This window comes from Enterobacter sp. DN (genome assembly GCF_046054285.1).
Taxonomy (GTDB): Bacteria; Pseudomonadota; Gammaproteobacteria; order Enterobacterales; family Enterobacteriaceae; genus Enterobacter; species Enterobacter hormaechei_C.
In genome coordinates, this window is the sequence record NZ_JBJJTG010000001.1 from 282,842 (window position 1) to 294,037 (window position 11,196).

Below are 11,196 nucleotides of genomic sequence, written 5' to 3' on the forward strand. Positions count from 1 at the left end.
GCCCACGCCGGGGGGAAGTGTATGACGTTCTGGAGCATCGTGCGCCAGCGCTGCTGGGGGTTAATCCTGGTGGTGGCCGGTGTCTGTATTATTACTTTTATTATTTCACACCTGATCCCCGGCGATCCGGCCCGCCTGCTGGCCGGTGACCGCGCCAGCGATGAAATCGTGCAGGGCATCCGCCAGCAGCTGGGGCTGGATCAACCGCTCTATATTCAGTTTGGCCGCTATGTAGAGGCGCTGGCGCACGGCGATCTGGGCACCTCCATTCGTACCGGTCGCCCCGTTGCGGAAGATTTGAAAGCCTTTTTCCCCGCCACGCTGGAACTGGCCTTCTGCTCTTTGCTGCTGGCGCTGGTGATTGGCGTACCGCTGGGCATTTTATCGGCGGTGTACCGTAACCGCTGGCTGGATCACCTGGTGCGACTGATGGCGATGACGGGCATCTCGACGCCTGCCTTCTGGCTGGGACTGGGGGTAATCGTTCTGTTCTACGGGCAACTGCAAATTCTGCCCGGCGGCGGCAGGCTGGACGACTGGCTCGATCCGCCTGCCCACGTTACCGGCTTTTATCTGCTGGACGCCCTGCTGGAAGGCAACGGCGAGGTGTTTTTCAACGCCCTACAGCACCTGATTCTACCCTCCCTGACCCTGGCCTTTGTGCATCTGGGTATTGTGGCGCGTCAGGTGCGTTCCGCGATGCTGGAGCAACTGAGCGAGGATTATATTCGTACCGCCCGCGCGAGCGGGTTGCCGGGCTGGTACATCGTGCTGCGCTACGCCTTACCCAACGCCATGATCCCCTCCATTACCGTGCTCGGGCTGGCGCTGGGCGATCTGCTGTATGGGGCAGTCCTTACCGAAACCGTGTTTGCCTGGCCGGGAATGGGTGCCTGGGTGGTGACCTCCATTCAGGCGCTGGACTTCCCTGCCGTCATGGGCTTCGCGGTCGTGGTATCGCTGGCCTATGTCTTCGTCAATCTGGTGGTGGATCTGCTGTATCTGTGGATCGACCCGCGAATCGGGCGCGGAGGTGCCGAATGATGTTAACTCAGGAAACGCCCGTCCCCGTCAGCACCGCCAAACAGCGCATCAACTGGGCAAAGCTGTTCTGGATGTTACGCAAAAGCCCGCTCACGCTGATCGGCGGGGTGATTATGATCGTGATGCTGCTGATGATGGTGGTCTCGCCGTGGATAGTCCCGCACGATCCGAACGCGCTGGATCTGACCGCGCGATTGCAGGCGCCTTCAGCCCAGCACTGGTTTGGCACCGATGAGGTAGGCCGGGATCTGTTCAGTCGCGTGCTGGTAGGCAGCCAGCAGTCCATCACGGCGGGGCTGGCGGTGGTGGTGATTGCGGGCGGCATCGGTTCTCTGCTCGGCTGTTTGTCCGGCGTACTCGGCGGGCGCGGCGACGCCATCATTATGCGTATCATGGACATTATGCTCTCCATCCCCTCGCTGGTGCTGACGATGGCGCTAGCCGCCGCGCTCGGCCCAAGCCTGTTTAACGCAATGCTGGCGATTGCGATTGTACGCATTCCGTTTTACGTGCGGCTGGCACGCGGGCAAACGCTGGTGGTGCGCCAGTTTACCTACGTACAGGCCGCCCGCACCTTTGGCGCATCGCGCTGGCACCTGATCAGCTGGCATATCCTGCGTAACGCCCTGCCGCCGCTGATCGTTCAGGCATCGCTGGATATCGGCAGCGCCATTCTGATGGCCGCCACGCTGGGCTTTATTGGATTAGGCGCGCAGCAACCCACCGCCGAATGGGGCGCGATGGTGGCCGTGGGGCGTAACTACGTGCTTGACCAGTGGTGGTACTGCGCGTTTCCGGGGGCGGCAATTCTGATCACGGCAGTTGGGTTTAATCTGTTTGGCGATGGTCTTCGCGACCTGCTGGATCCCAAATCAGGAGGGAAGCAGTCATGAGTGATTCCGTATTATCAATTGAAGATTTGCACCTGAGCTTCCCCATTTTTCGCGGTGACGTCCACGCGCTCAACCACGTCTCGCTGGAGATTGGCCGGGGTGAAATTGTCGGCGTGGTGGGCGAATCCGGCTCGGGAAAATCGGTTACCGCGATGCTGGCGATGCGCCTGCTGCCGGAAGGCAGTTACCATATTCACCATGGACGGGTCACGCTGCTCGGTGAAGATGTCCTGAACGCGTCGGAAAAACAGCTTCGTCAGTGGCGCGGCGCCAGGGTGGCGATGATTTTTCAGGAGCCGATGACGGCGCTCAACCCCACGCGCCGGATTGGCAGGCAGATGGTGGAGGTGATCCGCCAGCATCAGTCGCTTTCCCGCCGCGACGCGCAGCAGAAGGCGATCGCCCTGCTGGGCGAGATGCAAATCCCGGATGCGGCACAGGTGATGGATCGCTATCCGTTTGAGCTTTCCGGCGGCATGCGCCAGCGGGTGATGATCGCCCTTGCCTTCTCCTGCGAGCCGGAGCTGATCATTGCCGATGAGCCGACCACCGCGCTGGACGTGACCGTTCAGCGTCAGGTGCTGCGTCTGCTGAAACACAAAGCGCGCGCCAGCGGGACGTCGGTGCTGTTTATCAGTCACGATATGGCGGTGGTATCGCAGCTTTGTGACCGGATGTACGTTATGTACGCGGGCAGCGTGATCGAAAGCGGCAGCACGCAGACCTTGATCCACCATCCTGTGCACCCCTATTCGATTGGCCTGCTGCGGTGTGCCCCGGAAAATGGTGAACCGCGCGAGATCCTCCCGGCCATTCCCGGCACGGTGCCTAACCTCAGCCACCTCCCGTGCGGATGTGCCTTTCGCGAACGCTGTTTTGCTGCCGGGGCGAAATGCAGCGAAACGCCGCGCTTAATTTCCACGGGCGCAGAAGGCCAGCAGGCTGCCTGCTGGTACCCACAACAGGAGAGACGCCATGTCTGAGGTACTGCTGGAACTGGATAGCGTGCATGTGAATTTTCCTGCGCGCAAAAACTGGCTGGGGCGCGTGACGGAGCAGGTACACGCCCTCAACGGCATGGATCTCCGGATCCATCGCGGCGAAACGCTGGGCGTTGTGGGGGAATCCGGCTGTGGAAAGAGCACGCTGGCGCAGCTGCTGATGGGCATGCTCAAACCGAGTACCGGTGCCTGTCAGCGCGCGAATGCGGCAGGCGGTATGCAGATGGTATTTCAGGACCCGCTCTCGTCCCTCGACCCGCGTTTACCCGTCTGGCGCATCATTACCGAGCCGGTGTGGATACAGCAACGCCGCAGCGAACGGGAGCGTCGTCAGCTGGCTGAGACGCTGGCGCAGCAGGTGGGCATTCGGGCGGAATATCTTGACCGCCTGCCGCATGCGTTTTCGGGTGGACAGCGCCAGCGCATCGCTATTGCCCGGGCGCTCTCTTCGGATCCGGACATCATCGTGCTGGATGAACCCACCAGCGCGCTGGATATTTCCGTCCAGGCGCAGATCCTCAATTTGCTGGTTGCCCTGCAACAGCAGCGAAATCTGACCTACGTGCTGATCTCGCACAACGTCTCGGTGGTCCGGCACATGAGCGACCGGGTGGCGGTAATGTATCTGGGGCAGATCGTGGAGCTGGGTCCGGCGGACCAGGTGCTGGGCAAGCCACGGCATCCGTATACGCAGCTGCTGCTTGACTCCGTTCCCCGTACCGGAGAACCGCTGGACGAAGATCTGGCATTACGCAAAACCGATCTCCCCGGTAATCGCCGCCTGCCCGATGGCTGCTACTTCCGCGACCGCTGCCCGCTGGCAGTTGAAGGATGCGAACGGCCGCAGCCGCTTCAGCCCGCAGCCGGAGACCGAAGCGTACGCTGCTGGCGTAACCGCTAGATTTGCGCCATCCCGCCATCGACAAACAGCTCCGTGGCGTTTATAAAGCTGGCGGCATCGGACGCCAGAAACGCCACGGCTTTTCCGACTTCGCCCGGCGCGCCCAGGCGACCCAGCGGCACCTGGGCCGCCAGCGCATCGTATAATCCCTGACGCTGTTCTTCGGGAACCAGATCGCCAAGACCGGGCGTTTTCACGGGGCCAGGGCTGACGACGTTGACGCGTATCCCGCGGCCCTGTAAGTCCAGCGCCCAGGAGCGGGCAAAGTTACGCACGGCGGCTTTACTGGCGCTGTAGACGCTAAAATTCGCCGTCCCCTTAATTGAAACCGTCGATCCGGTGAGGATAATGGATGAACCAGAGGAGAGCAGCGGCAGCGCTTTCTGGACGGTAAACAGCACGCCGCGCACGTTGGTGGCAAAAATCCGGTCAAACTGCTCCTCGGTGATGGCGCCCAGCGGCAGCATGTCGCCGCCCCCGGCGTTGGCGAACAGAATATCGAGCCGTCCTTTTTCTTTAGCAATCTGCGCGTAAACCGCATCCAGATCGGCCATTCTGGAGACGTCCGCGCGGATAGCTACCGCCGCGGCGCCAATGTCTGCCCGCGCAGCATCCAGTTCGGCCTGACGACGTCCGGTGATATAGACCTTCGCTCCCTGCGCCGCCAGCTCCTGTGCCGTTGCGAGACCAATACCGGTGCTGCCGCCGGTCACCAGAGCGATTTTTCCTGCAAGCGTTGTATTCATACTCATAACCTTCTGTTGTGATGTAAAAGAGGAGCGTTTGCCCGCGTCAGGCAGACTTTAGATCTTGCGGGATTCGTGATAAACGGGCAAAAATGAAAATGAATTTTCACAGCAGGAAATAATCAGAGGAGATCTGTGTGGATCAGCTAATGGCAATGCGCGCCTTTACGCGGGTGGTTGAATCCGGAAGCTTTACCCGAGCGGCAGACTCCCTGAACATGCCGATAGCTACGCTGAGTAAGCTGGTAAAATCACTTGAAGCGCACCTGGAAACACGGCTGCTGCATCGTACTACGCGCCGGGTGGTCACGACGGCAGAAGGCATGGAATACTACGAGAAAGCGCTGCGGGTATTAATCGATATAGAGGACATTGATACCGCCTTTCGCGCATCGTGCTGCACGCCTAAAGGCCATTTGCGTATCGACGTGGGGGGGTCAACCGCCCGGGACGTGTTGATCCCCCTGCTGCCGGATTTTTTTCAGCGCTACCCGGACCTGCGCATCAACCTGGGGGTAGCCGACCGTCCGGTAGACTTAATCAGTGGAAACGTAGACTGCGTGATCCGCGGCGGCCCGCTGGATGACTCTTCGCTTATCGCCCGGCATCTCGGTGACGCCCGGATGCTAGCCTGCGCGACGCCGGGCTATCTTAAGACTCACGGCATCCCTGCCTATCCGCAGGAGCTGCGCAACGGCCATAAGCTGATTAGCTACCTTTCCCCCGTTACCGGACGCGCATTCCCGTTTCGGTTTCTCGATCGGGATGAACCGCTGGAGATCAGCGTTCCGCACCATCTTGGAGTCAATGAAAGCAACGCACACCTGGCCGCGGCGCTGGCGGGTTTAGGGATTATTCAGACGTTTGGCTATGCTGCGAGAGCTCATCTGGAAACGGGCGCGCTGGTAGAGATCCTGAGCGACTGGCGTCCTAAGGCGTATCCTTTTCACGTGGTCTATCCACAGAGTCGGCATTTAACACATCGCCTGAGAGTGTTTATTGCGTGGCTTGCCGAGGTCTTCCCTGCGGCGGTGAAAGGTTAGCCGGGCATTTGCCCGGCCAGATATCAGTTCAGTTTGTAATCCAGCGTGATTTCGGCTTTCAACAGCTGCGACACCGGACAACCCGCCTTCGCTTTCTGAATAATGCCGTCGAACTGCTGCGGATCGATACCCGGTACCGTCACCTTGCTTTGCAGCGCCACTTTGCTGATGGCAAAACCACTGTCGGTTTTATCCAGCGAGACATCCGCCGTGGTATCGATGGAATCGGCGGTATAACCCGCTTCGCCCAACATTAGCGACAGGGCCATAGAGAAACAGGCCGCGTGCGCTGCGCCAATCAGCTCTTCCGGGTTGGTCCCTTTTTCGCCCTCGAAGCGGGTGTTAAAGCCGTAAGGTTGCTGGTTAAGGACGCCACTTTCTGTTGAGACCGTCCCTTTGCCGCGTTTGATGTCGCCAGACCAGTGTGCTGAACCGTGCTTATGAATCGTCATTCTTGCTCTCCTTTTGGCTTACAAAGGGATAAGTATAGGACGCATAATCCATTTTGCAGGGAAGACAGATTAGTCCGAGCGCGTGGCAAGGTGGTTTGCCAGCGCGTCGAGGAACACACGCTGCGCCGCAGGCTGATAGTCTCGCGACTGATAAATACCAAAAATACCGATTGGTTTTGGCGTAAAGGCGCTGAGCACCGGCACCAGGCTGCCCTGCCGTAGCGCCGCGTCCGCCTCGCGCTCGGGCAGCATGGCAATACCACAGTGGTTTATCGCCGCCTCCATCAGCAGTGACGAGATGCTGGCGCTGAGATTGCCGCTGACCGCCGTCGTGATCGGCTCCCCTTCGGGCGTCAAAAAACGCCACGACTGACCGGCAAAAAAGCTGTAATGCAGGCAGTTGTGCCGGGCTAAATCCTCCAGCTGCTCTGGAACGCCCCGGCTGGCAAGGTAGTGCGGCGAAGCGCAAAGTACGGACCGACACTCTCCCAGTCGGCGGGCGATCATGCCCGGTTCGGGGTTATCGGTGATGCGGATCGCCACGTCAATTCGCTCGCCCACCAGGCTTACCGGATGGTTATTAACATCCAGCTCAATGCGCAGCTGAGGGTAACGCTGCAACAGATCGGGCAGCACCGGAGCGATAATCTGCATCGCCGTAAAGTGCGCGCAGGCGACGCGAAGCGTACCTGAGGGTAAATCCTTCACTGACTGATCTTCAATTTCCTGAGAAATTTGCGAGAGCGTACGCGTCTTTTGCAGGACCTTCTCTCCTGCCGCCGTCAGCGTCAGCTTGCGGGTGGAGCGGTTCACCAGCCGCGCCCCGGCCCACTTCTCCATCTGCTCCAGATAACGGCTCACCATCGGACGGGAGATCCCCAGCGCCCGCGCCGCCGCGCTTAAACTCCCCAGCTCACAGATGCGGTTGTACACCTGGGCGGCAATAACGCGATCCATTTTGACCTCCATTTGCTCGATTTATGAAACTAAGCATCTCCTGTTTCAGGAATTCTGGCAAATGAAGAGATCCGTACAATAGAGACTTTCCTGAAGAACAGAGAGATGACCATGACCATCGCCCGCCTTGCTTTGCTGACAACCCTTTTCACTCCGGCCGTCTTTGCCGCGCCGTTGACCGTTGATACGTACAACCCGCAGGAAAAAGGCATTTTTGCCGTTTCTTCCACCCTGGTGTCTGGCCCGAAAGAGGCGGTACTGTTTGACGCCCAGTTCAGCGTGAAAGATGGCGAAGCGCTGGTAGAAAAAATTCGCCACAGCGGTAAAACGCTGAACAAAATCGTGATCACTTCCGGCGATCCGGATTTCTATTTCGGCCTGCAACCGCTGGTGAAAGCCTTCCCTAATGCCAAAGTTGTCGCCACGCAACAGGTGGTGGACCATATCAAGGCCACAAAAGACGCGAAGCTCGCCTTCTGGGGGCCACAGATGAAAGACGGCGCGCCGACGCAGCTCTATGTGCCGCAAGTGCTTGCCTCAACCACCTTTATGATTGACGGTGAGAGAGTGAATATTGAAGAGCCTGAGAGCTATGCGGCGTATGTCTGGATCCCATCCGCAAAAACCATCCTCGGCGGCACGGGCGTCTCATGGGGCATTCACGTCTGGACGGCAGATACCCAAACGCCGGAAAGCCGCAAACAGTGGCAGCAGACGCTGGATAGCATGGCAGCCCTTAAGCCCGAACGCGTTATTCCGGGCCACTACCTTGGGACACCGCCAGCGGGTACCGGCGCTATCGACTTTACCCGTCACTATCTTCAGCAGTTTGAACAGGCCCTCACGACACATAAAGCGTCAACCGGCGTCATCAGTACGATGAAAAAACAGTGGCCGAACCTGGCGGAAGCCAGTTCGCTGGAACTGAGTGCCAAAGTGAATACCGGCGAAATGAAGTGGTAATAGCCTGATTATCTCCTGCTATATTTAAATTTTTTATAGCAGGAGTTAACTATGCCATCGTCAGTAAGGGGCATCGACCATATCGGTATTACGGTGCCCGACATTGAAAAAGCCACCCTATTTTTTGAACGCGCTTTCGACGCTCAGGTTTTATATCATTCTGTCGATGCGCAAACCGATAATATTGATCAGCCCGCCCAGCAGCACACCTTAAAATTATTTCCCGGCACACAAATTCACGCCATTCGCATGCTCGTCATGCCCCACGGACCCGGCATAGAACTTTTCGAAATGCATGGCCCTGAACAGGGAATGCCCGCCCGCGCCAGCGACTTTGGCCTCCAGCATTTTGCTGTTTATGTTGACGATTTTAATAAGGCGATAGCCGCTTTCACCGCTGCCGGCGGGGAGATGTTTACCGCGCCAAAGCCGCTCTCGTTTCCGAATGAGCAAGGTGAAGGTAATGCTTTCTGCTATGGGCAAACCCCCTGGGGCAGCATTGTAGAATTGATTTCCTGGCCAACGCCCATGCCTTATGAAAAAACGACAAATTTACGCCGCTGGAAACCCTGAATTTTATTTCTGTGCTACGGGAGATGATATTTTTATTTCCAGGACGAATCTGAACCACAACGGCAAAAATATTTGCCAATCTGAATGCGAATTACGAATTTGCACGCCGTAACATTAAACAGAAAACGACACGGAGGCAGCATGTTTACTTATTACCCGGCACATACCACAGCAGCACAACCCGAACTCGTTAACGCGATTGCGCAGGGGCTTCAGGCGGAGCACGGTGTTGTTACCGAAGATGACATTTTGATGGAACTGACCAGGTGGGTGGAAGCCACAGACAATGACATCCTCAGTGACATCTACCAGCAAACCATCAACTATGTCGTTAGCGGGCAAAATGCACCTTTGTAAAAACCTGCTAAGCTGGATCTGCAACCTAAGGGGTTACATTTCGTTTGCGTGAGCAAACTTGTCCTTAAAACTATCAACGGGATTGAGGAGTTAATATGAAATCGAACCGTCAGGCACGCCACATTCTGGGACTGAATTACAAGCTCTCTAACCAGCGCAAAGTGGTTATTGAAGAGGGGAGCGAAACGCAAGTGACCCACGCCACCGGCAGGAAACGTCAGGCAGGCAAGTAAGTTCCAGTACGAAATCCACAACACCATCGGTTACCCCGGTGGTGTTTTTGTTTATGTGTTGCGGTAATTAATATTTAGCTCCTTTATAATACCGCCCGACCGCACCCCGTAGCACAGGCCAGAAAGATGACAAACAGCAGTGTCAGGGACGGATCTTCTTAAAAAGAGTGAGTGACATGGACAACAAACTGAAAAAACATCGTTCCCTTTATATTCCTTACGCCGGTCCGGTTTTACTGGAGTTTCCCCTTCTGAACAAAGGCAGCGCCTTTAGCATGGAAGAGCGCAGCAGCTTTAACCTGCTGGGTCTGCTGCCTGAAGTGGTTGAAACCATTGAAGAACAGGCGGAACGCGCCTGGATCCAGTATCAGGGCTTTAAAACCGAAATCGATAAGCACATCTACCTGCGTAATATCCAGGACACCAACGAAACCCTCTTCTACCGCCTGGTGCAGAACCATCTCGAAGAGATGATGCCCGTCATTTACACCCCAACCGTCGGCGCGGCGTGTGAACGCTTCTCAGAGATCTACCGTCGTTCCCGCGGCGTGTTCATCTCCTATCAGAACCGTCACAACATGGACGACATTCTGCAAAACGTGCCTAATCACAACATCAAGGTGATCGTGGTAACCGATGGCGAACGTATTCTGGGCCTTGGCGACCAGGGCATTGGTGGGATGGGGATCCCCATCGGTAAGCTCTCGCTGTATACCGCCTGCGGCGGGATCAGCCCGGCCTACACGCTGCCGGTTGTGCTGGACGTGGGGACCAACAACCAGCAACTGCTGAACGATCCGCTGTACATGGGCTGGCGTCACCCGCGCATTACCGACGACGAGTACTATCAGTTTGTTGATGATTTCATCCAGGCCGTGAAGCACCGCTGGCCGGACGTGCTGTTGCAGTTCGAAGACTTCGCACAGAAAAACGCCATGCCGCTGCTGAACCGCTACCGCGATGAGATCTGCTCGTTCAACGATGACATTCAGGGCACTGCGGCAGTGACAGTGGGGACGCTGATTGCCGCGAGCCGTGCGGCAGGCAGCCAGCTCAGCTATCAGAAAATTGTCTTCCTGGGTGCAGGCTCCGCGGGCTGCGGCATCGCCGAGCAAATTATTGCCCAGACCCAGCGCGAAGGCTTAAGCGAAGAGCTGGCTCGCTCCCGCGTCTTTATGGTGGACCGTTTTGGCCTGCTGACCGACGGTATGCCAAACCTGCTCCCGTTCCAGACCAAACTGGTGCAGAAGCGTGAAAACCTGAAAAACTGGGATACGGATAACGAAGTGCTCTCGCTTCTTGACGTGGTGCGCAACGTGAAGCCGGACATTCTGATCGGCGTATCCGGGCAGACCGGCCTCTTCACGGAAGAGATTATTCGCGAGATGCACAAGCACTGCGAACGCCCTATCGTGATGCCGCTGTCTAACCCGACTTCACGCGTGGAGGCAACGCCGCAGGATATCATCGCCTGGACAGAAGGTAAGGCACTGGTCGCGACCGGCAGCCCGTTTGATCCGGTGCTGTGGAAGGACAAACTCTATCCCATCGCACAGTGCAATAACTCCTATATCTTCCCGGGTATTGGTCTGGGGGTTATCGCCTCCGGCGCGTCACGCATCACCGACGAAATGCTGATGTCCGCGAGCGAAACGCTGGCAGGTCACTCACCGCTGGTGAATAACGGTGAAGGCCTGGTACTGCCGGAGCTGAAAGACATTCATAAAGTGTCCCGCGCAATTGCCTTCGCGGTAGGCAAAATGGCGCAGCAGCAAGGCGTCGCGGTGAAAACCTCTGCCGATGCGTTGCAGCAGGCGATTGACGATAACTTCTGGATGCCGGAATACCGTAGCTATCGTCGTACTTCTATTTAAGCATTGCCCCTCACCCAGCCCTATCCCCAAAGGGGAGAGGGTTAGGGTGAGGGGAATATACGGCACCTCCCACTAGCCAAACCCATTTTCCCCCGCTACACTCCCTTCATCCATTAACCTACTGAATATATAAGGAGGCCAATTATGCTGTACTGTGAA

Annotated in this window: 13 protein-coding genes; 10 read left to right on the forward strand and 3 right to left on the reverse strand. The window is 57.3% G+C overall.

Annotation, left to right across the window (positions count from 1 at the left end; genetic code table 11):
• Positions 1-21 precede the first annotated feature (21 nt).
• From ACJTMZ_RS01295 to ACJTMZ_RS01310, 4 genes are read left to right on the forward strand one after another with little or no spacing between them, the layout of a single operon-like run.
• Positions 22-1,044, forward strand: a complete 1,023-nt coding sequence (locus ACJTMZ_RS01295; protein ID WP_003857077.1) for an ABC transporter permease — start codon at positions 22-24, stop codon at positions 1,042-1,044.
• Positions 1,041-1,937 (forward strand): D,D-dipeptide ABC transporter permease, encoded by an 897-nt coding sequence (gene ddpC / locus ACJTMZ_RS01300; protein WP_006810694.1) that lies wholly within the window; start codon positions 1,041-1,043, stop codon positions 1,935-1,937. The genes ACJTMZ_RS01295 and ddpC overlap by 4 nt, the downstream gene beginning before the upstream one ends.
• Positions 1,934-2,920 carry an ABC transporter ATP-binding protein gene (locus ACJTMZ_RS01305; protein WP_032669851.1) on the forward strand — a complete coding sequence of 329 codons (987 nt, stop codon included), beginning with the start codon at positions 1,934-1,936 and terminating at the stop codon, positions 2,918-2,920. Before ddpC ends, ACJTMZ_RS01305 begins: the two co-directional genes overlap by 4 nt.
• Entirely contained in the window at positions 2,913-3,839 is a 927-nt protein-coding gene (locus ACJTMZ_RS01310; protein WP_045345153.1) for an ABC transporter ATP-binding protein, read from the forward strand. The genes ACJTMZ_RS01305 and ACJTMZ_RS01310 overlap by 8 nt, the downstream gene beginning before the upstream one ends.
• Here the strand turns inward: ACJTMZ_RS01310 and ACJTMZ_RS01315 are convergent.
• Positions 3,836-4,585 (reverse strand): SDR family oxidoreductase, encoded by a 750-nt coding sequence (locus tag ACJTMZ_RS01315; RefSeq protein WP_047738596.1) that lies wholly within the window; start codon positions 4,583-4,585, stop codon positions 3,836-3,838. The genes ACJTMZ_RS01310 and ACJTMZ_RS01315 overlap by 4 nt on opposite strands.
• A gap of 137 nt (positions 4,586-4,722) precedes the next feature.
• Here ACJTMZ_RS01315 and ACJTMZ_RS01320 point away from each other — a divergent pair, with 137 nt between their 5' ends.
• On the forward strand, positions 4,723-5,628 hold the full coding sequence (locus ACJTMZ_RS01320) for a LysR substrate-binding domain-containing protein (protein WP_252010604.1): 906 nt from the start codon (positions 4,723-4,725) through the stop codon (positions 5,626-5,628).
• A 23-nt stretch (positions 5,629-5,651) separates the two neighbouring features.
• On the opposite strand, the gene ACJTMZ_RS01325 is transcribed toward ACJTMZ_RS01320, so the two are convergent.
• Positions 5,652-6,080 (reverse strand): OsmC family protein, encoded by a 429-nt coding sequence (locus ACJTMZ_RS01325; protein WP_003857069.1) that lies wholly within the window; start codon positions 6,078-6,080, stop codon positions 5,652-5,654.
• A 69-nt stretch (positions 6,081-6,149) separates the two neighbouring features.
• Positions 6,150-7,037: a LysR family transcriptional regulator gene (locus ACJTMZ_RS01330; protein ID WP_023303768.1), complete on the reverse strand. Its 888-nt coding sequence runs from the start codon at positions 7,035-7,037 to the stop codon at positions 6,150-6,152.
• 111 nt (positions 7,038-7,148) lie between these two features.
• Between ACJTMZ_RS01330 and ACJTMZ_RS01335 the strand changes: the two genes are divergently transcribed.
• The 5 genes from ACJTMZ_RS01335 to ACJTMZ_RS01355 all read left to right on the forward strand — a co-directional run bounded on the left by ACJTMZ_RS01335 (position 7,149) and on the right by ACJTMZ_RS01355 (position 11,037).
• Positions 7,149-8,000 carry a Vmh family MBL fold metallo-hydrolase gene (locus tag ACJTMZ_RS01335; protein ID WP_047365121.1) on the forward strand — a complete coding sequence of 284 codons (852 nt, stop codon included), beginning with the start codon at positions 7,149-7,151 and terminating at the stop codon, positions 7,998-8,000.
• A gap of 51 nt (positions 8,001-8,051) precedes the next feature.
• The gene (locus ACJTMZ_RS01340) at positions 8,052-8,573 is read left to right on the forward strand and encodes a VOC family protein (RefSeq protein ID WP_015570486.1); all 522 of its coding nucleotides are present in this window, start codon (positions 8,052-8,054) and stop codon (positions 8,571-8,573) included.
• Positions 8,574-8,714: 141 nt separating this feature from the next.
• On the forward strand, positions 8,715-8,930 hold the full coding sequence (bdm, locus tag ACJTMZ_RS01345) for a biofilm-dependent modulation protein (protein WP_015570485.1): 216 nt from the start codon (positions 8,715-8,717) through the stop codon (positions 8,928-8,930).
• 95 nt (positions 8,931-9,025) lie between these two features.
• Entirely contained in the window at positions 9,026-9,163 is a 138-nt protein-coding gene (gene sra, locus ACJTMZ_RS01350) for a stationary-phase-induced ribosome-associated protein (RefSeq protein ID WP_000841561.1), read from the forward strand.
• Positions 9,164-9,339: 176 nt separating this feature from the next.
• A complete protein-coding gene (locus ACJTMZ_RS01355) occupies positions 9,340-11,037 on the forward strand; it encodes an NAD-dependent malic enzyme (protein WP_006810704.1) in 1,698 nt (565 codons plus the stop codon).
• Positions 11,038-11,196 lie beyond the last annotated feature (159 nt).

What these genes read in the sequence shown, in the direction of transcription:
- ACJTMZ_RS01315 (WP_047738596.1), bottom strand. Translation starts at nt 4,585, where the DNA reads ATGAATACAACGCTTGCAGGAAAAATCGCTCTGGTGACCGGCGGCAGC.
- ddpC (WP_006810694.1), top strand. Translation starts at nt 1,041, where the DNA reads ATGATGTTAACTCAGGAAACGCCCGTCCCCGTCAGCACCGCCAAACAG.
- sra (WP_000841561.1), top strand. Translation starts at nt 9,026, where the DNA reads ATGAAATCGAACCGTCAGGCACGCCACATTCTGGGACTGAATTACAAG.
- ACJTMZ_RS01330 (WP_023303768.1), bottom strand. Translation starts at nt 7,037, where the DNA reads ATGGATCGCGTTATTGCCGCCCAGGTGTACAACCGCATCTGTGAGCTG.
- bdm (WP_015570485.1), top strand. Translation starts at nt 8,715, where the DNA reads ATGTTTACTTATTACCCGGCACATACCACAGCAGCACAACCCGAACTC.
- ACJTMZ_RS01335 (WP_047365121.1), top strand. Translation starts at nt 7,149, where the DNA reads ATGACCATCGCCCGCCTTGCTTTGCTGACAACCCTTTTCACTCCGGCC.
- ACJTMZ_RS01355 (WP_006810704.1), top strand. Translation starts at nt 9,340, where the DNA reads ATGGACAACAAACTGAAAAAACATCGTTCCCTTTATATTCCTTACGCC.
- ACJTMZ_RS01325 (WP_003857069.1), bottom strand. Translation starts at nt 6,080, where the DNA reads ATGACGATTCATAAGCACGGTTCAGCACACTGGTCTGGCGACATCAAA.
- ACJTMZ_RS01340 (WP_015570486.1), top strand. Translation starts at nt 8,052, where the DNA reads ATGCCATCGTCAGTAAGGGGCATCGACCATATCGGTATTACGGTGCCC.
- ACJTMZ_RS01305 (WP_032669851.1), top strand. Translation starts at nt 1,934, where the DNA reads ATGAGTGATTCCGTATTATCAATTGAAGATTTGCACCTGAGCTTCCCC.
- ACJTMZ_RS01310 (WP_045345153.1), top strand. Translation starts at nt 2,913, where the DNA reads ATGTCTGAGGTACTGCTGGAACTGGATAGCGTGCATGTGAATTTTCCT.
- ACJTMZ_RS01295 (WP_003857077.1), top strand. Translation starts at nt 22, where the DNA reads ATGACGTTCTGGAGCATCGTGCGCCAGCGCTGCTGGGGGTTAATCCTG.